This is a genomic window from Bradyrhizobium murdochi, assembly GCF_000472965.1.
GTDB classification, from domain to species: domain Bacteria; phylum Pseudomonadota; class Alphaproteobacteria; order Rhizobiales; family Xanthobacteraceae; genus Bradyrhizobium; species Bradyrhizobium murdochi.
Genome location: NZ_AXAU01000013.1, coordinates 195821 through 215035, shown reverse-complemented (window position 1 = coordinate 215035; position 19215 = coordinate 195821). Strand labels below are relative to the sequence as shown.

Below are 19215 nucleotides of genomic sequence, written 5' to 3'. Positions count from 1 at the left end.
ACAGCCTGCAAGCGTCTCGGCCTCAAGCATATCCGTACCAAGCCCTACACACCCAAGACCAACGGCAAGGCTGAGCGCTTCATCCAGACAAGCCTGCGCGAGTGGGCTTATGCCCGCGCTTACGACACCTCAGACGAACGCGCCGCCGAACTGCCACGCTGGCTTCACCGCTACAATTGGCACAGACCTCATGGCAGTATCGGATCAAAGCCACCCATCAGCAGACTCGGTCTAACCGGGAACAACCTGTTGAGGCTCCACACCTAGAGCGTTTTCAAGCGAAGTGGACGCCGGTTCGCGTCAAGAAAACGCGTCAAAATAAGAATCTAGAGCCCGGCTCTGATTCAATCAGAACCGAAAAGGCTCTAGCGCTTCGTGACCTGCATCACAGAGCTTATCCCCGTGCCCGCGTAGGGTCCGGCCACGTTCACCGCCACCGCGCACAAGCCGCTCAGGAGGCTCTCATGAAGAAGCTGTACATTCTCGCCGCATTGTTGATGGCCTCCACCTCGGCGCATGCGGGCGGCATTACCCTCCAGATCAACGGCGAGCGCATTCGTGTCGAAGCGCCGCGCAACTGCAACGCCATTTCCTGCATCAAGATCACCGCGCCCGGCTATAACGGCACGCTCGGCAATATCGACCTCAAAGGGCTGGGCTCGAAGAGCAAGGACGACGATGAGGTGGTCGCGACCGCGCCGGCCAAACCCGCAGCACCCGCTCCTGCACCCGCCCAGGCCGCCGCGCCGCAGCCTGCGGCTCCCGCGGCGCCAACTGCAACGCCTGCGCCCGCTCAACCCACCGTCGCGGCCGCAACACCTGCACAAACCGAAGTCGCACCGCCCGCTCCGCCTCCGCCGCCCGCCCCGGCCGCCGCCGCGCCTGCACCGCAACCGGCCGCGGCCACAGCGCCCGCTACCGACTCGCCGATCGGCGTCTGGGCGACGGAAGAGAACAAGGGCAACGTGCGCATCGAGCAATGCGGCGCCAATCTGTGCGGCTATTCCGTCAACACCGGGGAAAGGATCCTGATCAACATGAAGCCGCAGGGCAGCAAGTGGACCGGCCGGATTCATGATCCCGACAGCGGCCGCAACTACGACTCGACGATCGCGCTGAAGGGTACTGGCTCACTGCGCGTCCAGGGCTGCGCCTTCGGCGGCATGTTCTGCGGCGGCCAGACCTGGAAGCGCGTGAGCTGATGAGGACGTTCCCCGGACGCGGTGCGCCACGCAGTGGTGCACCGCAGAGCCGGGGTCCACTATCTGCCGAGGCTTGGATCCCGGTTCTGCGAAGCAGCGCTACCGGACGATGCTTCGCATCGCCGGGAGCGCGCTGCATCGCACGCGGGATACGGGTTAGCGGAATAACCGAAGCAGATTCTGAAGAAAGCCTATACGCTGGACTTTGGGCACCTCGGCAGGCTGCACCGCTATCGGCAACCCGACGCCTTCCACACCATTCGCCGCCGCCATTGCGATCGGCCCGACATTTTCCAGAAACGCGCGCTCATAGCCGCGCGACAGCCTTTTGACGGCTTCAGCGAGCGGTAGCCAGTCTACCGCCTTCACGTCGCGCATCGGTATGCGCGTGGGCAGATCACCTGCCTCCATGCGCCAATAATGCACCACCTTGGTGCCGCCGCGGGATTCATAGGCCAGCGTGCCCAGAAACTCGTGCACGGCAACATCGTGCCCGGTTTCTTCCATCACCTCGCGTTCGGCAGCAGCGCGCGGCGTTTCGCCGTCGTCGAGCTTGCCCTTCGGCAAGACCCATTCATTGCGCTTGCGCAGGCGCACCACGGCGATCAGCGGCGGCTCCGCCTGCCGCAGCACGATTCCTCCTGCCGCCATGACAGGCGCTCTCGCCATCTATCTCTTCCCGCGTTTCGCGACTGCGACCGCGAGCATATAGAGGCAATAGCGCGTAGAATCGAGATTAAACCTGCGGCTTTCGCAACAGTCGTTCGCCGGCGCGGATGCGCCCACCCTCCGCGACGTTGTCGCAAAATTCGAAATTCTCCGGCGCCAGCACGATGATGGTCGAGCCGTGCTCGAACCAGCCGAGCTCGTCGCCTTTCTTGACCCGCGCAAGGCAGGCGAAGTCCACCGGTCCCCTGCTCTGCGCGTTGAGTGTGACATCGAGGAAATGCAGGCGGATGCTGGCGACGAGAATGGCGGCAACCGGTACCAGCGTCAGCGCCTCGCCCGATGGCAACCGCGCCTGCAGCACGGCGCGCTCGTTCTTGCAGAACAGACGCTCGACCCGCTTCAGCGCGATCGGATTGACGTTCCAGACATCGCCGTGGATGAATGTCACCCTCTTGATCGTGGCGTCATACGGCGCGTGAAAGCGGTGATACATGCTCGACGTCAGCCTGAGCGTCAGGAAGCGGCCGTTGCGATGCTGTTCGACCAGCGCGGGATCGCCGAGCAGGTCGATCAGCGAGTAAGGCGCGCCCTTGATCTGAAACAGCTCGGTATCGGCGATCTTGCCGAACGCGCCGATGATGCCGTCGGACGGGCTGGCGACGACGTGCGGGTCGGGATCCACCGGCCGCAGCCCGGGACGCAGCTCGCGGGTAAAGCAATCGTGCAGGCTCTTGAACTCGGTCTTCTTCGCTTCCGACAGGTCGAGATCGGAAAACAGCCGCCAGCAGCCAATCGAAAAATCGCGCACGAGCGGATTTTCGATCTTGCTGAACCAGCCCATGAAGCGCGTCAGCGCCGCCCGCGGGACGCGGTTGGTCAGGAGGAAATTGAGGTTTTCCTGCTGGGTGAAGCGGGCGATCAGGCGCCGGATTGTCATCAATCTGTCAGCAGGATTGGCTAGCGCTTCAGGCATGGATTCGTCCCTTCCGATTCTTTCGCTGTCCGCCGCTGCGGTCGCTAGCGCCGCGGCAGTGTTCCCCAAATTGCAGGCGCGGCTGGCGCTGTCGCGCGCCAAACACCGCTCGCTGACCGGACATTCCAAAATGTCCAAGATGGTCGCGCGGCTGGTGCCACACTACGAATTCGATATCGACGATTTCTTCGCGTCCGATGGCGCGCCCAGCGATGTCGCCATGCAGCGGCAGGACGCCTTCTTCCGGCTCGCCTGCCTCTACGAGGAGCGCTACGCCAAGGGCCGGCAGATGACGGCCGAAGCCGCGACGCACATCTCCGACCTGCAGTTTACGGAAACCTACCGGGTGCCGTTCCAGTACAGCCGGCTGGTGCGCGAAAATCTCGGCACCGGCGCCTTCATGCAGTCTTCCGCCGGCGTCACCGTCACCGATGTCGACGGCAACATCTTCTACGACCTGACCGGCTCCTACGGCGTCAACATTTTCGGCAATGATTTTTACAAGGAGTGCATCACGGAAGCCGAAAAGCGTGCCCGCGCGCTGGGCCCCGTGCTCGGCCCCTATCACCCCGTCATCACCGACAACGTCCGCCGGCTGTGCGAGATTTCCGGCCTCGACGAAGTCTCGTTCCACATGTCCGGCACCGAAGCCGTCATGCAGGCGGTGCGACTTGCGCGCTACCACACCAAGCGCACGCACTTGGTTCGCTTTGCCGGCGCCTATCACGGCTGGTGGGGCGACGTGCAACCCGGCGTCGGCAATCCGGTTTCGCCGCACGAGACCTATACGCTCGCGGATATGTCCGAGCGCACGCTGCATGTGCTGCGCACGCGCAAGGACATCGCCTGCGTGCTGGTCAATCCCTTGCAGGCGTTGCATCCGAACGCCAACGCGCCGGGCGATTCCGCACTCGTCGACAGTTCGCGAAAAGGAGCGTTCGATCGAGCGGCCTATACCGAGTGGTTGAAGAAATTGCGCGAGGTCTGCACCCAACGCGGCATCGTCTTGATCTTTGACGAAGTCTTCGTCGGCTTCCGCCTCGCCGCCGGCGGCGCGCAGGAATATTTCGGCGTCCGCGCCGATATGGTGACCTACGGCAAGAGCCTCGCCGGCGGCTTGCCGGTCGGCGTGGTCTGCGGCGCTAAGGACTTGATGCGGCGCTTCCGCGACGATCGCCCCGCCGACGTCTGCTTTGCCCGCGGCACCTTCAATTCGCACCCTTACGTGATGACGGCGATGGACGAATTCCTCAGCCGCCTCGCCAGCCCGAATTTCAATGCCGTCTACCAGGGGCTGGACGAGACCTGGAACGGCCGCGCCAAGGCGCTGAACGAGCGGCTGGCCGCACAGGATCTGCCGGTCCGCGTCAGCAACATCTCCTCGATCTGGATGGTGCAATATACCGAGCCATCCCGCTACAACTGGATGCTGCAATACTACCTGCGCGCCGAAGGGCTGGCGCTGAGCTGGGTCGGCACCGGCCGGCTGATCTTCAGCCTCAACTACACGGATGCGGATTTCGCTGAGGTGGTCGACCGGTTTGTCGCGGCGAGCGAGAAGATGAAGCGCGACGGCTGGTGGTGGCATGATGGTTCGCTGACCAACAAGGATATCAAGCGGCGGATTCTGCGGGAGATGCTGCGGAAGAAGTTTGGGCGAGCCGACCATTAGCGGCATATTTCCCGCGCAGACGCGCTTTACCTCTCCCGCTTGCGGGGGAGGCGTAGGCCACCTTCGGTGGCCGGCCTCTGAGAGGCCGAGGCAAAGCCCCGGCTTTGGCGAAGCGCCGGGTGGGGGCTCTCCCCACTCGGGCAGTGTCGCCCTCAGAGACACCCCCACCCCAACCCTCCCCCGCAAGCGGGAGAGGGAGCGCACCTTTTTCGTGGTCGCAATCAAATCTAATTTCATAATGCTTTAGGCTTGTTCCTGCCATCACGCCTACGCTCGACATTGCTTGTCGCAGACAGGGCTGGGCTCCAGAACGTAGATGCCCGGCACTAGGCCGGGCATTACGCTTTCCTTGCCTCGCGATTCTCACGCGGGCTTGACGTGCTTCTCCAGACCCGGGTCGATCAGCTCGCCCTTCATGAGAGCCAGCGGCGCCTTGTAGTACAGCTTCAGGTCGCTGAAGGGGTCGGTGAGGATCTTGGTCATCCAGACCAAACCGGTCTCGACGTCGCGGATGAAGAACAGGTGCACGGTGCGGAACAACAGCCCGCCGATGCCGACCGCAAGCCAGATCTTGGCGACCTGCCGCATGAAGTCCGCAGACGACGTCCAGGGCGTGAACAGGCCGAACAAGGTCGGATCGAGATACAAGACCAGCGGCGACAGTGCCCAGATCGTCATCAGCACGACCTTACGCTGCAGATTATAGCCGACCTTGATCTCTTCCTTGTGCTCGTGGGTCGCCTGGTTGACGTGGTCGTAGCCGCGCGGCTCGAAGAAGAAGTGACCGGCCTGCCGCGTCGTCATTGACACCAGCCAGCCGACCAGCGCCGACACCACGGGATCGAAGAACAGCATGGCATAAGCGAACAGAAAGCTCGCGGCGCTGACGAAGTGCAGCGACTGGTTGATGCGGCTGTGGTGATAGTAGCGATGGTCGTCCCAGCGCTGGGTTCGCAGTTCTTGCAGAAAGTTCTTGATCATGTTCTCCCCCAAATTCCGATGGGATCGGTCTACTGAGATTCGATGTCCGGGATATGACATCATGATAATGACATGTGACAGTTCGCAGCGGCGCGATGGCGCAACCGCGATCAGGGCGCGTCAGGCAGCCGCGGCGACGTCGATTTTCCGAAAGCGCACCAGCGAGAAGTGACCGAGCGGCGGCACCAGGCGGCGCTCCGCCAGCTCCATGCCGCGCGCGCCCGCCAGCCATTGCGCATAGCGCGACCAAGCGAACTCGGCGGTGCGGAAGCCGAGCGGGCGAACCACCGGCTGCAGCCGCTGCTCGATGAAGCGGCGCATGCCGGCATCGGCGCTGACGCGGGTAAGAATGATGAGTTCGCCGCCCGGCCGCAGCACGCGGGCGAATTCATCCAGCGCCTTTTCCGGATTCGGCACGGCAGTGACGACATATTGCGCCATCACCACGTCGAAGCAATCGTCGGGGAATTCGAGGTTTTCGGCATCCATCACCGCGAGACCCTCGACGTTCTTGAGGCCGAGTTCGTCGACGCGCTTCTTCGCCTTCTGCAGCATCGCTTCCGAAATGTCGGTGCCGAAGATACGCAGGTGCGGCGCATATAGCGGCAAGGAAATGCCGGTGCCGACGCCGACCTCGAGCACGCGGCCGCCGATCTTGTTGGTGGCGGCAATCGCCGCCCTGCGGCCCTTGCTGAACACGCCGCCGAATACGAGGTCATAGACCGGCGCCCAGCGATCGTAGGCTTGCTCGACCGTTTCGCGGTCGAAATCGAGCGGCCTCGTGCCGTCAAGCTTGATGATATCTGCCATGGTTGGTTTGCCTTTTCGTCTCACGCATATGACTTGTGTTTGATAGTCGAACTTTTCGGCTCAGCCCTGCACGGCGCCCCTCACAGGCGCCCGGCGCACCGGCCGCAACACGCGGCTCGGCTGCAGCGCGGTCAGATTGCCGAGGAACTGCCGCGCGCTGTTTTCCCAGGAGCGCGCCAGCGCAAAATTTCGGCAGGCCTCGCGCGACATCGTCAGCGCGCGCAGGCACGCACTGCGCAGATCGGTGTCGATTGCGCCGATCGGATGATCGGCAATGACGTCCTTCGGGCCGGTGACCGGGAATGCCGCAACCGGCGTGCCGCACGCCAATGCCTCGAGCTGCACGACGCCGAACGTATCGGTAAGGCTCGGAAACACGAAGACATCGGCAGCAGCTAGATGCCCGGTCAACTCCGCGCCCTTCTTCTCGCCGAGAAAAATTGCGTGGGGGTATTTTTGCGCGAGCTGCGCCTTCTGCGGTCCGTCGCCGACGACCACTTTCGATCCCGGCAGATCGAGCGACAGGAACGCATCGAGATTCTTTTCCACCGCGACGCGGCCCATCGTCATAAAGATCGGCCGCGGCAGATCGAGCGCCGCTGGATTATGCGGGTTGAATAATTCGGTGTCGACGCCGCGCGTCCAGAAGCCGAGTTTCCGAAAGCCCCGCGCGGAAAGTTCCAGCCGCAGCGAGTCGGTGGCGACCATGACCGTGGAAGACGCGGCATGAAAGTGCCGCAGCACTGCATAGCCGACGGCGGCCGGGAGTCCGGTGCGGACGGCGATATATTCGGGAAAGCGCGTCGTATAGGACGTGGTGAACGAAAGCTTGCGGCGACGGCAATAGGCGCGCACCATCCAGCCGATCGGCCCCTCGGTTGCGATGTGGATGGCGTCGGGCGCCGCCTCTTCGATCCGTCGCGCGATCTCGCGCCGGTTCGGCAGTGCGACGCGTAAGCCAGGATAGGTCGGCACGCCGAGGGAAGGAAATCCGTCCGGGGTCAGGAAGCTGATATCGGCATCGAGCGCAGAGGCGCTGCGCGCCAACGACGTCAGCGTGCGGACGACACCGTTCACCTGCGGATGCCACGCATCGGTCGCAATCAATATCTTCATGTCCGGACCCGAGATTAATGATTCTCAAATCCGACGTTCAGCCATGGATATTTCAAGCGTATGACGTCATCGATATGTAAGGATGTTTTTACGTCCCCTCCACGCATTTTCACGTAACGTGACAGCGAGATGACAGACCACAACGACAATCCTGCGCGATCCCGCCGCCGACGGAAGCGGAAGAGCTATGCGCTTCTGATCCTTGCCGCCGGCCTGCTGGCGTTCGGCGTCGCCGCGGGCACGCTGTATTACGTGCTGCGGCCGACGACGCTGCGGATTGCAGTCGGCCCGGCCGGCAGCGACGACCAGAAGCTGGTCCAGTTGATGGCGCAGACGTTTGCGCGCGAGGGCAGCTCGGTGCGACTGGCGCCGATCACGACCGAGGGGGCGGCGGAGAGCATTGCGTTGTTCACGGCCGGCAAGGCCGATCTGGCCGTCGCCCGCGGCGACCTGAACCTGCCGACGAATGCCGAGTCGGTTGCCATTCTGCGCAAGAATGTCGTCGTGCTGTGGGCGCCTTCCGGCCTTCCCGCCAAGGGTTCGAAGAAGCAGCCCACGCCCAAGATCAAGAGTCTCGATGAACTGGCCGGCCACCGTGTCGGCGTGATCGGGCGCACGCAGGCCAATGTCATGCTGTTGCGCGGGATCCTGAAGGAGTCCGGCATCAATCCCGACAAGGTCACGATCAGCCAGTTCGCTACCAATCAGCTCGGCGAAATGGCGCGCGATCAGTCGGTCGACGCCTTCATGGCGGTCGGCCCGCTCAAGAGCAAGATCACCGTGGACGCGATCGCTGCAACCGCGACTGCCCGCGGCGAGCCGAAATTCCTGCCGATCGAGGTTTCCGACGCGATCGCCAAGAAAAATCCGATCTACGAATCGGAGGAAATTCCCGCCAGCATCTTCGGCTCTTCACCGCAGCGGCCGGAAGACAAGATCGATACGGTGGCCGTCAATCACCTGATCATCGCGCCGAAGTCATTATCCGATACGGCGGTCGCCGCCTTCGCCCGCCAGCTCTTCACCAACCGCCAGCAGCTTGCGCGTGAATTGCCGACCGCCTCGCAGATCGAAAAGCCGGATACCGAAAAGGACGCAGCGCTGCCGGCGCACGCGGGCGCAGCCGCCTATATCGACGGCAACGAGCGAACGTTCCTCGAAAAATACACCGACTACATCTGGTTCGCGATCCTGATTCTGTCGGGCCTGGGCTCCGCCGGCGCCTGGTTCAGGCACTACTGGAACAGGGACGAGCGCGAGCAGTACATCGCCCATCGCGATTATCTGCTTGAGTTGATTTCGAGGGCAAGGAAGGCCGAAACGCCGGAAGAGTTGGCCGAGATGCAAGCTGCGGCCGACGGCATGTTACGCGAGGCGTTCGATTGCTATGACGACGGCACCGTCGAGGAAGGCGACCTCTCGGTGATTGCCCTCGCGCTCGAACAATTCCACCACGCAGTCGCCGACCGCCGTGCGGTGCTTGCTGGCGCCGGCGCGGCCGACATGCCGAGAATGCGCGCTGGCCAGGCTTGACGCCGCTGATCGATGCTCCTGCGGATGTACGAGCAAGTTAGAATGTCCGCCCCGACCTGACATTTGTTAGTTCAGCTCCCTGTTCTCCGTGCCACCGTCACGGAAAATTAAGACAGGCACGGGACAATGAAGGATTATCAGACCCATTTGGAGAAGCTGCGCAAAGACGCGGCCGAATGCGCGCTTGTCAGGGACTTGGCTACCGACAAAGCGAAGCGCGAAATGTTCGACCGGCTTGCGCGACATCTGGATCAACTAGCCGACGAGGTTGAGCGGGCCATGAATGCTCGAAAGACCGGCTAAAGGCAGTGGTGCGAGTATGCGGGCAAAAACGCTACTCGTTCTACTGGTTGTCACGGCGCTAGGGGCTTACATTGTAGGCCGCCACAGCAGTCCCGTGAACGACGCGGCAGGCGCGCAGCCTCCCGTGGCCAAGCCCGTTGCCTTAGCGGGCCCTGTATCACCTCCTTTGCCACGACCGAGACCCCAAGCGCCCCTAACAATCCGTTCCACACCATCAAGGCCCTAGCCGAAGAGGCTACGCCTGCCATGAAAGTTACAGGCAAAGGCAGGCGTCGCTTGCTGATCAAGCACGCGCATGCACGTGATGATGTGCTCTCATACTCAGTGAGGCTGGTCCGGCTGGCGCTACGTCAGCGAGAGCCTAAAGCTATGTGCCGCTGAGAACCACTCGGATGCCTGAAGAAGGCATCAAGGCTCACGGGTTCGCCGCTGTCTTGCCAAAGCAGCTTTTGACCGAGGCTAGCCGCCACCGCGATGCGGTGGTGCCCGCCGACCAACGTGCCGTCATGCGTTGCCTTGGCGATGATCTCACCGGACTCGTTCACGATGTTTCTCATAGTCGAATAGCCCTGTCTGTCAGGATCGACTTCCCCGTTCGGCGATCAACGCGCGGCCTTCATGTCTGTTCCTATGCCCGCAATGGTGCGCAGCCGGCCAAAGCACGTCATGCACCCAGGCAGAGGACTGTACCCTCGTCCATCACCAATTCCCGAGCCAAGCGGATTATCAGCGTGTAGCCATAGAAACGCACGGCTCTAGTATGACGACTGCATGACACATGGGATGCCGCAAATGCTGGCCGATCCTCGTTTTCAACATGAGTAAAACGTGGAGATCGATGTTACGCCGCGTGCGTGGAGAAGAGCACCTTTTGCTGCGCCAGTAATTCTCGCGCGGCAACTGCATAGAAACTGCCATTTGTACTCACTCTCTTCCCTTACTGACCGTGCGCCATCAAGCCGCGATCCTCCCTCACATTAGTCCGTTCGTATCAAGAGGACCTAACATTGAGCCAACGCACCGTTGGAATGCCGGAATTTAATGAATTGATCGATATGGCGCGGTTGCTAGTGAACTTGTGGGAAGCCGCGCAACGGCTGCCTGAAGGATCAGAGCGGCGGGAAGCATTCAGACAGATCAGTGGCTTCCAGAGGCGGGTGGCGGCATTGGTTACACGCGCCCTTTAGGTTCTCCGGGATGAGAGAAGGTGGCATAGGGCGCTTATGGCCGCCGTCTCTTAGAACGCCGATGCTTTGCGTCGGCTATGGCGCCGGATGAAGGGCTTGCCTTCAGAGATGAGCTCGCGGAGAGAACCCCTCACCCGTCTCGAATGAGCTGACGCTCATTCGATCCACCCTCCCACAAGGGGAGAGGGTGCAACGAAACCTTAACGAAACAATTCCCTAACGCCACGAAACCGTTTTGGCGATTTCGTGCAAATGTCCTGAAACGGTTCATCTGTAGAGGTTTCCCTCAACGACGCGCCGAACTGGTGCGACAAACAGGGGGACGATCATGTCCAATTTATCGATACTCAGCCGCTTGGCGGCCGCCGCTGTTGGCGCGCTGGCGATTGGCGTCACCGCATTTTCCGCACCCGCCACTGCGGCCCCGCTGCCGCTGTTTCCGTTTTTCCTGCCGCAGATTGAAGCGGCCCCGCCGCCGGTTGCGGCCGCGCCTGAGGAAGAAGAACGCTTCGAGCTGCCGGCACGCCTGCGCCGCCAGGTCGTGAATTACTACACCCGCGAGGCGCCGGGCACGATCATCATCGATACCCCAAACACCTATCTCTATCTCGTGCTCGGCAACGGCCAGGCGATGCGCTACGGCATCGGCATCGGCCGCGACGGCTTCACCTGGTCGGGCACCCAGACGATCACCCGCAAGGCCGAGTGGCCGGCCTGGACCCCGCCCCCGCAAATGATCGCCCGCCAGCCCTATTTGCCGCGCCACATGACCGGCGGCCCGGGTAATCCGCTCGGCGCCCGCGCGATGTATCTCGGCGGCACCATCTATCGCATCCACGGCACCAACGCGCCGGAGACGATCGGCACCCGCGTCTCCTCAGGCTGCCTGCGCCTCACCAACGAAGACGTCATTGACCTGTATTCGCGGGTCAGCGTCGGAACCAAGGTGATCGTGCTGCCGATGACGGATCGCCGCGCCGATCTCGGCCGGACCATCCGCTGAGGCATTAGCTTTTCTTAATGCGAGAAACGGCCCTGGCGCTCGCCGGGGCCGTTTTGCATTGACCTAACGTCGCGGCAATGTGCAGTGGCGTCCCCCTCGCCACCCCTGTAAAACGCTGTGGGGCGATTCATTGGGGTCCGGGGGGACGATGCGTCTGCCGATGCGGGTCAAGACCATTGCGATCGCGCTTGCGGTCCTCGTCATGTCGTTTGCCGTCAGCCTGAAGGTGATGGACTTCGTCACGCCTCGCGCCACGAACAGCGCGCCCGCGCTCGCCGAATTGCCGCCGCTGCCGCCGGCGGCGCGCGCATCCACGGTGATGGCGCCCATTGCGGTTGCGCTGTCGGCGATCCGCGATGCCGCCGATCGCGGCGCGCCGCGCAATTTCGCCGGCAAGGCCGACAATCCGATTTCGCAGATCCTGCAAAACGCAGACATCGGCTGGACCGCCTCGCGCGGGCCGATCAACGCGACCGGCGCGCAGGACGTACTGTCGCTGGCGACGCCGTTGACGGGCACACTGAACGTAACCGGCTCGCTGTCGGCGAAGGCGACGGGTGCGGTTGGCGAAGCACTCGGAAGCCTGCTCGGCGGCAACGTCTCCAAGCAGATCGGCAGCGTGAACATCAAGAACCTCAACGCCAGCGCCGAGATCAAGGGCAACGTCGTCATATCGGCGCGACCACAGATCGCCGCGAACTGGCGCATCGAGCCTAATCTCGCAGCGCAGGTCAATCTCGGCGACACCAGCCTCAGCGTGGCCGGCGCGCGCGTCAACGTGCCTGCGCAGGTGAAGCCGTTGATCGACCAGAATGTCGCCGAGCAAATCGCGCTGGTGCAGGCGCGCATGCGCAACGATCCGACTTTCGAACGGAACGCGCGGGTGCAGTGGGCCAAGGCCTGTCGTTCGATTCCGCTGCAGGGCACGACAGCCGGTTCGACGATGCCGGCGCTGTGGCTGGAATTGCGTCCCACGCGGGCGATTGCCGCGCAGCCGCGCGTCGACGCTTCGAACCTGACACTGATGCTCGGCATCGAAGCGGAAACCAGGATCACACCGGGCGAAACCAAGCCGTCCTGCCCGTTCCCCGCTACGATCGCGATGGTGCCACCGACGCCGGGACGGGTCGCGATCGGCGTACCCATCGACATGCCGTTCACCGAGATCAACAAGATCGTGGAGGCGCAGTTCGCCGGGAAGACTTTTCCTGAGGACGGTTCGGGCGCGGTCGACGTCACCGTCAAGCGCGCCAGCGTGGCCGCTTCCGGCGACCGCCTGCTGATCTCGCTTCTGGTTAGCGCCAGGGAAAAGAAGAGTTTCTTGGGCCTCGGCGGCGAGGCCAATGTGCATATCTGGGGCAAGCCGGTGCTCGATCAGGCCGAGCAGACGCTGCGGCTGACCGACATCGAACTCGCCGTCGAGTCAGAGGCTGCCTTCGGGCTGTTGGGCGCCGCGGCGCGCGCGGCGATCCCGCATCTGCAGAAGACGCTGGCGGACAAGGCTGTCGTCGACCTCAAGCCGTTCGCCGGCAACGCGCAGAAGAAGATTGCAGCAGCGATCGCCGATCTTCAGAGGAACGAGAACGGCCTGCGCGTCTCGGCCGAGATCAGCAAGCTGCGGCTCGCCGGCATCGCCTTCGATTCCAAAACGCTGCGCGTGATCGCGGAAGCGGAAGGCGCCATCAATGTCCACGTCAGCGCGCTGCCGGCGCTGTGATATCTCGTTAAACCCTCATGGTGAGGAGGCGCGTTAGCGCCGTCTCGAACCACGAGGCCCCGCTGGTGCCATTCATCCTTCGAGACGCGCGCGCTGCGCGCTCCTCAGGATGAGGTCTGACACAGGTATGGTGGGCGCGGCGCGTGCGCGCCTTTGCCCACCCTCCGAAACTGCCGACTACGAACCCTCGAACTTGAATGAGACTTTCAGCTTGGCGCGGTAGGCTTCCACCTTGCCTTGTGCATCAAGCTGCAAGTCAAGCTGGACCACTTCGGCAACACGAAGATCCCGCAGGGTTTCTCCGGCGCGGCTGACCGCGCCGGCGGCGGCCTTCTCCCAGGATTCGGTGCTGGTGCCGATCAGCTCGATGACCTTGTAGACGCTATCCGCCATGTCGTCCTCCCGTTGACGCAGGATCATGCAAGACAGGAGGCAGATGCTCCTGCCGCGATACAACCTATCATCGGGAAATACGCACAGATAGGATGCGCTGCACCATTGCGCGAACGGACGTTTCCAAAATCAAATGGCCGGCCGGCATCACGCCGTCCGGCCATTTTGAGGGAAGCCTGGTGTTTAAGACCGCGGCCTCATTCGATCGAGTACTTGAACTCCGGCATCGCCTTGAGCTGATCCTTCGTGGCGCTGAACACGGCGTGATCCGGATACCACGGATTCTTCTTCGCCGCGGCAGGCGCCGTCGCAGCACCCGTCGTGGTGCCTCCGCCTGCGCCTGTGCGTGCCCCACCGGTCGCGGGCGCGGTCGCGGTGGTAGAGGCAATCGGCTCATCGACGAACTTCACCTTGTCGATGGGCACCGCAACCAGGTGCTCGCCGACGCCGAGGAAGCCGCCGACACCGATCACGGCTGCTTTGATATCGCCGCTCTTGTCGGTCAGGAGATCGTTGATCGAGCCGAGGCTTTCGTTGCTATCGTTGTACACGTTCAGGCCGACCATTTTCGAAGCCCGCCAGGTACCCTTGAACGACGAGGTATCGGTTGCAGCCGCAGGCGCGGCGGTCTGGGCGCTGTCAGTCGTTGCCGAAGGACTTTGCTGCGCAAACGCTACACTCGCCAGCAACGCGGACGCCGCGAGGCCGGCAACGGCAGTTTTCGTTAACATATCCGTTCTCCTCAGTTCAGAAACGCTCTGAGGAAAACCCGGCACTTCAACAAGTGTTCCACGCGTTTTCGCATGAAACAGGCCTGCGACACGGCATCAGAAGCCGCCCCAGTAAGGCGGCATGCGGTAGTAGCGATGCAGCTCGGCTTCCTTTGCGCGATCGCCCCAGTCGAAATCCTTGTCCGCACGGAATGACGGCGCGCGCCTCAACTCTTCATCGTCGATGTCGAGTTCGTAGGCTTCGAACTTCGTGTTGTAGCGAAGCCGTCCCCACGGCAACGGCAGCAGATTGGCTCCGATGCCCAAAAACCCGCCGAAACTCAGGATTGCATACGATACTTTACCGGTGACCTTGTCGATCATCAGCCGTTCGATGTGGCCGATCATGTCCCCGTTCGGCCGGCGCACCGCGGTCCCCTCGACGCGGTCGCTTGCGATCAACTGATGCGGCTTGGCCATGACATCGCTTGCCATTGGACCCTCCACACATGGATGAAGGAATCAACGTGGCAGCGCGCGGCTGGTTCCGCTCTGTGGCAACCAGCCTGCCCTATTCGGAATTTGCGAAATGCCCCGACGTGGCCGCCGCGGCCCAAATATGGCGGCGGCGCCGGCAATGATGCTGCAGCGTCGAATGAAGCCTGCGCGTGTCAGGCCGCGAGCGCGTCGGGGTCGGCTTCCTCGTAGATTGCGATCGCCTCGAAGCGATAGTCGCAGGCGCGGCAGAACCAGAGGAAGGATGTGCGTCCCGGGCTGCTCTCGACCCAATCTGGTCTCGGGATCGGCTTGCCGCACTGGGCACAAGGATTTCCGCGAGGCAGAGAGCTGGAGTCGAGTCGAGCCATTGCGCATCTCCCTAGACTTCGGACGTCATAACGACGTCTCGCTTTTTAAATGTCATTGAATGGACAGGTTTGCTGTCGGAATGAATTGGTTTTTGTCCCGGCGTCTTCTTTACACCTTGACTGCGTCTTTTGCACGACATTCCTTGCGCGTCCGCATGACGCAGATTCGCGTCGCTCGATGCGATGCATCGCACCCACAACGTAAGCGTCACGCTGAACGTGTTCGTTAACACGTGCATCAGATGCGAACATCTCGCCGTGATGTCGTCGGTTTTTCGCCACATCTTGGCCCGCCGGTGGAACTAATTGAAAGCGCCACTCGCTCACGCGTCCACCCGCCGAGATCATTTTTATGAAAAGTTTTCCGAAATTCGTCTGGCTCGCCGCCGCGACCGGGCTGCTGCTTTCGCCCGACGCAATGGCGCAGAGCCGCGCGCAATATCAAAGCATGGTCGCCGCCCACGCCGCTGCCAACAACGTGCCGGAAGCGCTGGTACATCGGGTGATCGTGCGCGAGAGCAAGTATCATCCGAACCTGGTCGGACGCGGCGGCACCATCGGGTTGATGCAGATCAAGCTGCCGACTGCGCGCGGCCTCGGCTACACCGGCGACGCCGCGGGCCTGCGCGATCCCGACACCAATCTCGCCTGGGGCATCAAATATCTCGCCGGCGCCTATCGCGCCGCGGGCGGCGATCACAGCCGCGCCGTACGTTATTACGCGAGCGGCTATTATTACGCTGCAAAGCGCCAACGGCAGGAAAAGCCGCTGCAGATCGCGCCCGTGCTGGCGAGCGGTGCGACGCCGAAGATCGTCGCCGCGCCTGTTGGAACGCCGGCTGACGCGAACGCGCTGCAGGCGGCAAAATAGCTAACCACGACAGCAAACCTCGTGTCCCGGGCGCGGTGCAGCGCGTTTGCGCTGCTCCGCAGAACCGGGACCCAATACCAGCCGCTAGGCCCCGGCTCAGCAGCGCACCGCTAAAAGGCGCTGCGCTGCGTCCGGGGCACGGCAGCATTGCAAGTTCCTGCAAAGCCGCGTTGACACCTCCGCCCAACCGCCTACATTAGCCCTGTTCCGAGGGGTGCTCCGACGAGGAGCTGAGATACCGCAAGCTTGGGCAGTTCAGCCTGGGACCGCGGTGACCCTTTGAACCTGATCCGGGTCATGCCGGCGAAGGGACAGGGATGTACCAGAAGTCAGATCTGTGGGGGGATTCCCCCGTCTCCATCATCGGCGCGGGCATTGCCGGCGCCTGGCAGGCCTTGCTGTTCGCACAGGCCGGCCACGCCGTCACTCTGTACGAGCGCAGTGACGCCGATATGACGCTTTCCACCAGCCACTTGGCCGGCGGCATGCTGGCGCCTTATTGCGAGGCAGAGACGTCCGAGCCCGTGATCGGCCGGCTCGGCTTTCGCTCGCTGGATTTGTGGCGCGAGCTCTTTCCCAACACCCCGTTCAACGGATCTCTGGTGGTGGCGCATCCGCGCGACCGCGCCGATTTCGAGCGTTTTGCCAAACTCACCACCGGCCATGTCAGGCTCGACGCAAGCGGCGTCGGCCAGCTCGAACCCTCGCTGGACGGCCGCTTCCGCGACGGCCTGTTCTATGCCGAGGAGGGCCATGTCGAGCCGCGCAAGGTGCTGCCCGAGCTGCATGCGCGCATCGAAGCCGCCGGCGGCACGATCAAGTTCGATTGCGATATCAGTGCGGAAGATCTCGACGGCATCGTGATCGACTGCCGCGGGCTTTCCGCGCGCGACGCGCAGCCGGAATTGCGCGGCGTCAAGGGCGAGATGATCATCATCGAGACGAGCGAAGTCGAGCTGTCGCGCCCGGTGCGTCTGATCCATCCGCGCTGGCCGCTCTATGTCATCCCGCGCGGCGACAGCAAATTCATGCTGGGCGCGACCTCGATCGAGGCCGAGGATACCGGCGTCAGCGTGCGCTCGGCGCTCGAGTTGCTCGGCGCGGCCTATGCCGTGCATCCGGCCTTTGCCGAAGCGCGCATCGTCGAATTCGGCTCGGGCTTGCGTCCCGCCTTCCCCGACAACCTGCCGCGGATCACGGTTCGCAAGAACAAGATCGCGGTCAACGGCCTTTACCGGCACGGTTTTCTGGTGGCGCCGGCGCTGGCCGAGCTGACGCTCGCCTACGTGCAGCGCGGCCAGATCGACAATGAGGTGATGCGATGCGTGTGACCATCAACGGCGAACAGCGCGAGATCGCTTCGGAGCGCGTCGACGCGCTGCTCTCGGAGCTCGAATACGAAGGCACGCATTTCGCGATCGCCGTGAATTACGACGTGCTGCCGAAAAGCCGCTGGGCCGAGACTGCACTGAAAGCCGGCGACGAGATCGAGATCATCACGCCACGGCAGGGAGGGTGATGATGAACGCACGCACTCCACCCGTCGTCCCTGCGAAGCGCGCCTCGCACTCAACTGTCATCGCCCGGCTTGACCGGGCGACCCAGTACGCCGCGGCCTGCCGATTTGAACTCGATTTCCCGGCGTACTGGATCCCCGCCTTCGCGGGGATGACAGGATCATTTGAGGAAACACCGTGACCATGCTCAACTTCTACGGCAAAACCTTCTCCTCCCGCCTGCTGATCGGCACGGCGCTCTATCCTTCGCCGGCGATCATGCAGGAGGCGATCCGCGCCTCTGGCGCCAACATCGTCACGGTGTCGCTGCGGCGCGAGGCCGCCGGCGGCAAGACGGGCGATGCATTCTGGTCGCTGATCCGCGAGCTCGATGTCACCGTGCTGCCGAACACCGCCGGCTGCCGCAGCGTGCGCGAGGCGGTGACCACGGCAAAGCTCGCGCGCGAATTGTTCGGTACGCCCTGGATCAAGCTCGAAGTGATCGCCGATAACGACACGCTGCAGCCCGACGTGGTCGGCCTGGTCGAAGCCGCCGGAATCCTGATCAAGGACGGCTTTGAGGTGTTCCCCTATTGCACCGAGGACCTTTCGGTGGCGATGCGGCTGGTCGAAACGGGGTGCAAAGTGGTTATGCCCTGGGCCGCGCCGATCGGCAGCGCGAAGGGGATCACCAACCGCGATGCGCTAAAACTGATGCGCGAGCGCCTGCCTGACGTGACGCTGGTGGTCGATGCCGGCATCGGCGCCCCGTCGCATGCCGCCCACGCCCTCGAACTCGGCTACGACGCCGTACTGCTCAACACCGCGGTGGCAAAAGCTGCCGATCCCGTCGCGATGGCGAAGGCGTTTCGATCAGGCGTCGAAGCCGGCCGCACCGCTTACGAAGCCGGTCTGATGGAAGCCCGCGACTTCGCCTCGCCCTCCACCCCTGTGATCGGGACCCCGTTCTGGCATGCCGTATCCTGATCGATTTTACCCCGTGGTCGACAGCGTCGCCTGGGTGGCGCGTCTGGCGCTGCTCGGCGCCGGCACCATCCAGTTGCGCACCAAGAATCTCGACGACGCCGGGGCGCTGCAGATCGTGACCGACGCGCTGGAGGTCATCAAGGGCACCGACGCCAAACTCGTCGTCAACGACTACTGGCGCGCGGCAATCGTCGCCGGCGCAAAGCACCTGCATCTCGGCCAGGAAGATCTGGTCGACGCTGACCTCAACGAAATCCGCAAAGCAGGGCTGACGCTCGGCATCTCCACCCACGACGACGAGGAGTTGGCGACCGCGCTTGCCGCCAAACCGGATTACATCGCGCTCGGCCCGATTTTCCCGACCACGCTGAAATCGATGCGTTTTGCGCCGCAGGGCATTCCAAAGATCACCGAATGGAAAAAGCGCATCGGCAACATCCCGCTGGTTGCGATCGGCGGCATCAAGTTCGAGCAGTCAGCCGAAATCTACGCCGCCGGCGCTGACTCGATCGCCGTCGTCAGCGACGTCACCCAGAACGCCGACCCGGATGCAAGGGTGCGGCAATGGCTGGGCCAAAGCGCGGAGGCTGCGTGAGATGAACAAGAAAGCACCCCACCGGCGTCATTCCGGGGCGCGCGCAAGCGCGAACCCGGAATCTCGCTCTATAACCTCGAGGTTCCGGATCGGTCCGCTTCGCGGCCCGTCCGGAACGACGTCCATAAAAC

At 63.0% G+C, this 19215-nt stretch carries 21 protein-coding genes and 1 riboswitch; of the genes, 12 read left to right on the top strand and 9 right to left on the bottom strand.

Annotated features, from left to right (window positions below; translation table 11 throughout):
• Together YUO_RS44950 and YUO_RS0124060 are read left to right on the top strand one after the other, a co-directional pair.
• The coding region (locus YUO_RS44950; protein WP_028349583.1) for an integrase core domain-containing protein at positions 1 to 267 on the top strand (267 nt) is incomplete at its 5' end.
• Between the two features lie 197 nt (positions 268 to 464).
• The gene (locus tag YUO_RS0124060; protein ID WP_028349582.1) at positions 465 to 1202 is read left to right on the top strand and encodes a DUF2147 domain-containing protein; all 738 of its coding nucleotides are present in this window, start codon (positions 465 to 467) and stop codon (positions 1200 to 1202) included.
• Between the two features lie 156 nt (positions 1203 to 1358).
• Here the strand turns inward: YUO_RS0124060 and YUO_RS41485 are convergent, their stop codons facing one another.
• Both YUO_RS41485 and asd read right to left on the bottom strand, forming a co-directional pair.
• A complete protein-coding gene (locus YUO_RS41485; RefSeq protein ID WP_235782804.1) occupies positions 1359 to 1835 on the bottom strand; it encodes an NUDIX hydrolase in 477 nt (158 codons plus the stop codon).
• A 103-nt stretch (positions 1836 to 1938) separates the two neighbouring features.
• Positions 1939 to 2808 carry an archaetidylserine decarboxylase gene (gene asd, locus YUO_RS0124050; protein ID WP_028349581.1) on the bottom strand — a complete coding sequence of 290 codons (870 nt, stop codon included), beginning with the start codon at positions 2806 to 2808 and terminating at the stop codon, positions 1939 to 1941.
• Between the two features lie 34 nt (positions 2809 to 2842).
• Between asd and YUO_RS0124045 the strand changes: the two genes are divergently transcribed.
• Positions 2843 to 4516 carry an aminotransferase class III-fold pyridoxal phosphate-dependent enzyme gene (locus YUO_RS0124045; protein ID WP_028349580.1) on the top strand — a complete coding sequence of 558 codons (1674 nt, stop codon included), beginning with the start codon at positions 2843 to 2845 and terminating at the stop codon, positions 4514 to 4516.
• 363 nt (positions 4517 to 4879) lie between these two features.
• Here YUO_RS0124045 and YUO_RS0124040 read toward each other — a convergent pair whose 3' ends face one another.
• From YUO_RS0124040 to YUO_RS0124030, 3 genes are all read right to left on the bottom strand, one after another.
• The gene (locus YUO_RS0124040; RefSeq protein ID WP_028349579.1) at positions 4880 to 5497 is read right to left on the bottom strand and encodes a hypothetical protein; all 618 of its coding nucleotides are present in this window, start codon (positions 5495 to 5497) and stop codon (positions 4880 to 4882) included.
• A 120-nt stretch (positions 5498 to 5617) separates the two neighbouring features.
• Positions 5618 to 6307, bottom strand: coding sequence for a class I SAM-dependent methyltransferase (locus tag YUO_RS0124035; RefSeq protein WP_028349578.1), 690 nt, complete (start codon positions 6305 to 6307; stop codon positions 5618 to 5620).
• 60 nt (positions 6308 to 6367) lie between these two features.
• Positions 6368 to 7423, bottom strand: a complete 1056-nt coding sequence (locus tag YUO_RS0124030) for a glycosyltransferase family 4 protein (protein WP_028349577.1) — start codon at positions 7421 to 7423, stop codon at positions 6368 to 6370.
• Positions 7424 to 7552: 129 nt separating this feature from the next.
• On the opposite strand from YUO_RS0124030, the gene YUO_RS0124025 reads away from it, so the two are divergent.
• The 4 genes from YUO_RS0124025 to YUO_RS0124000 all read left to right on the top strand — a co-directional run bounded on the left by YUO_RS0124025 (position 7553) and on the right by YUO_RS0124000 (position 13166).
• The gene (locus YUO_RS0124025; RefSeq protein WP_028349576.1) at positions 7553 to 8956 is read left to right on the top strand and encodes a TAXI family TRAP transporter solute-binding subunit; all 1404 of its coding nucleotides are present in this window, start codon (positions 7553 to 7555) and stop codon (positions 8954 to 8956) included.
• 126 nt (positions 8957 to 9082) lie between these two features.
• Positions 9083 to 9259, top strand: a complete 177-nt coding sequence (locus tag YUO_RS47260) for a hypothetical protein (protein ID WP_176722067.1) — start codon at positions 9083 to 9085, stop codon at positions 9257 to 9259.
• 1515 nt (positions 9260 to 10774) lie between these two features.
• Positions 10775 to 11449, top strand: coding sequence for a L,D-transpeptidase (locus YUO_RS0124005; protein WP_028349574.1), 675 nt, complete (start codon positions 10775 to 10777; stop codon positions 11447 to 11449).
• A gap of 148 nt (positions 11450 to 11597) precedes the next feature.
• Complete coding sequence (locus tag YUO_RS0124000; RefSeq protein ID WP_028349573.1) at positions 11598 to 13166, top strand: DUF4403 family protein; 1569 nt, start codon at positions 11598 to 11600, stop codon at positions 13164 to 13166.
• A gap of 177 nt (positions 13167 to 13343) precedes the next feature.
• On the opposite strand, the gene YUO_RS0123995 is transcribed toward YUO_RS0124000, so the two are convergent.
• From YUO_RS0123995 to YUO_RS44945, 4 genes are all read right to left on the bottom strand, one after another.
• A complete protein-coding gene (locus YUO_RS0123995) occupies positions 13344 to 13559 on the bottom strand; it encodes a dodecin family protein (RefSeq protein ID WP_028349572.1) in 216 nt (71 codons plus the stop codon).
• 197 nt (positions 13560 to 13756) lie between these two features.
• Positions 13757 to 14290 (bottom strand): PRC-barrel domain-containing protein, encoded by a 534-nt coding sequence (locus YUO_RS0123990; RefSeq protein ID WP_028349571.1) that lies wholly within the window; start codon positions 14288 to 14290, stop codon positions 13757 to 13759.
• 96 nt (positions 14291 to 14386) lie between these two features.
• Positions 14387 to 14764 carry a PRC-barrel domain-containing protein gene (locus tag YUO_RS0123985; RefSeq protein WP_028349570.1) on the bottom strand — a complete coding sequence of 126 codons (378 nt, stop codon included), beginning with the start codon at positions 14762 to 14764 and terminating at the stop codon, positions 14387 to 14389.
• A 176-nt stretch (positions 14765 to 14940) separates the two neighbouring features.
• Positions 14941 to 15135, bottom strand: a complete 195-nt coding sequence (locus YUO_RS44945; protein WP_083754684.1) for a hypothetical protein — start codon at positions 15133 to 15135, stop codon at positions 14941 to 14943.
• A 352-nt stretch (positions 15136 to 15487) separates the two neighbouring features.
• Here YUO_RS44945 and YUO_RS0123975 point away from each other — a divergent pair, with 352 nt between their 5' ends.
• From YUO_RS0123975 to YUO_RS0123950, 5 genes are all read left to right on the top strand, one after another.
• Entirely contained in the window at positions 15488 to 16006 is a 519-nt protein-coding gene (locus tag YUO_RS0123975) for a transglycosylase SLT domain-containing protein (protein WP_028349569.1), read from the top strand.
• A 200-nt stretch (positions 16007 to 16206) separates the two neighbouring features.
• Positions 16207 to 16336: riboswitch (TPP riboswitch) on the top strand.
• Positions 16324 to 17337: an FAD-dependent oxidoreductase gene (locus tag YUO_RS0123970; RefSeq protein WP_028349568.1), complete on the top strand. Its 1014-nt coding sequence runs from the start codon at positions 16324 to 16326 to the stop codon at positions 17335 to 17337. Its footprint overlaps the riboswitch before it by 13 nt.
• Positions 17328 to 17525, top strand: coding sequence for a sulfur carrier protein ThiS (thiS, locus tag YUO_RS0123965; protein WP_028349567.1), 198 nt, complete (start codon positions 17328 to 17330; stop codon positions 17523 to 17525). Before YUO_RS0123970 ends, thiS begins: the two co-directional genes overlap by 10 nt.
• A 181-nt stretch (positions 17526 to 17706) precedes the next feature.
• On the top strand, positions 17707 to 18489 hold the full coding sequence (locus YUO_RS0123955) for a thiazole synthase (protein WP_028349565.1): 783 nt from the start codon (positions 17707 to 17709) through the stop codon (positions 18487 to 18489).
• Entirely contained in the window at positions 18476 to 19084 is a 609-nt protein-coding gene (locus tag YUO_RS0123950) for a thiamine phosphate synthase (protein ID WP_028349564.1), read from the top strand. The genes YUO_RS0123955 and YUO_RS0123950 overlap by 14 nt, the downstream gene beginning before the upstream one ends.
• Positions 19085 to 19215: the final 131 nt, after the last annotated feature.

Coding starts and splice junctions, on each gene's coding strand:
- YUO_RS47260 (WP_176722067.1), top strand. CDS start 9,083: ATGAAGGATTATCAGACCCATTTGGAGAAGCTGCGCAAAGACGCGGCC.
- YUO_RS0123950 (WP_028349564.1), top strand. CDS start 18,476: ATGCCGTATCCTGATCGATTTTACCCCGTGGTCGACAGCGTCGCCTGG.
- YUO_RS0123985 (WP_028349570.1), bottom strand. CDS start 14,764: ATGGCAAGCGATGTCATGGCCAAGCCGCATCAGTTGATCGCAAGCGAC.
- YUO_RS0124060 (WP_028349582.1), top strand. CDS start 465: ATGAAGAAGCTGTACATTCTCGCCGCATTGTTGATGGCCTCCACCTCG.
- asd (WP_028349581.1), bottom strand. CDS start 2,808: ATGACAATCCGGCGCCTGATCGCCCGCTTCACCCAGCAGGAAAACCTC.
- YUO_RS44945 (WP_083754684.1), bottom strand. CDS start 15,135: ATGGCTCGACTCGACTCCAGCTCTCTGCCTCGCGGAAATCCTTGTGCC.
- YUO_RS0124025 (WP_028349576.1), top strand. CDS start 7,553: ATGACAGACCACAACGACAATCCTGCGCGATCCCGCCGCCGACGGAAG.
- YUO_RS0124030 (WP_028349577.1), bottom strand. CDS start 7,423: ATGAAGATATTGATTGCGACCGATGCGTGGCATCCGCAGGTGAACGGT.
- YUO_RS0124035 (WP_028349578.1), bottom strand. CDS start 6,307: ATGGCAGATATCATCAAGCTTGACGGCACGAGGCCGCTCGATTTCGAC.
- YUO_RS0124040 (WP_028349579.1), bottom strand. CDS start 5,497: ATGATCAAGAACTTTCTGCAAGAACTGCGAACCCAGCGCTGGGACGAC.
- YUO_RS0124045 (WP_028349580.1), top strand. CDS start 2,843: ATGGATTCGTCCCTTCCGATTCTTTCGCTGTCCGCCGCTGCGGTCGCT.
- YUO_RS0123955 (WP_028349565.1), top strand. CDS start 17,707: ATGCTCAACTTCTACGGCAAAACCTTCTCCTCCCGCCTGCTGATCGGC.
- YUO_RS0124005 (WP_028349574.1), top strand. CDS start 10,775: ATGTCCAATTTATCGATACTCAGCCGCTTGGCGGCCGCCGCTGTTGGC.
- thiS (WP_028349567.1), top strand. CDS start 17,328: ATGCGTGTGACCATCAACGGCGAACAGCGCGAGATCGCTTCGGAGCGC.
- YUO_RS0124000 (WP_028349573.1), top strand. CDS start 11,598: ATGCGTCTGCCGATGCGGGTCAAGACCATTGCGATCGCGCTTGCGGTC.
- YUO_RS0123990 (WP_028349571.1), bottom strand. CDS start 14,290: ATGTTAACGAAAACTGCCGTTGCCGGCCTCGCGGCGTCCGCGTTGCTG.
- YUO_RS0123970 (WP_028349568.1), top strand. CDS start 16,324: ATGTACCAGAAGTCAGATCTGTGGGGGGATTCCCCCGTCTCCATCATC.
- YUO_RS0123995 (WP_028349572.1), bottom strand. CDS start 13,559: ATGGCGGATAGCGTCTACAAGGTCATCGAGCTGATCGGCACCAGCACC.
- YUO_RS0123975 (WP_028349569.1), top strand. CDS start 15,488: ATGAAAAGTTTTCCGAAATTCGTCTGGCTCGCCGCCGCGACCGGGCTG.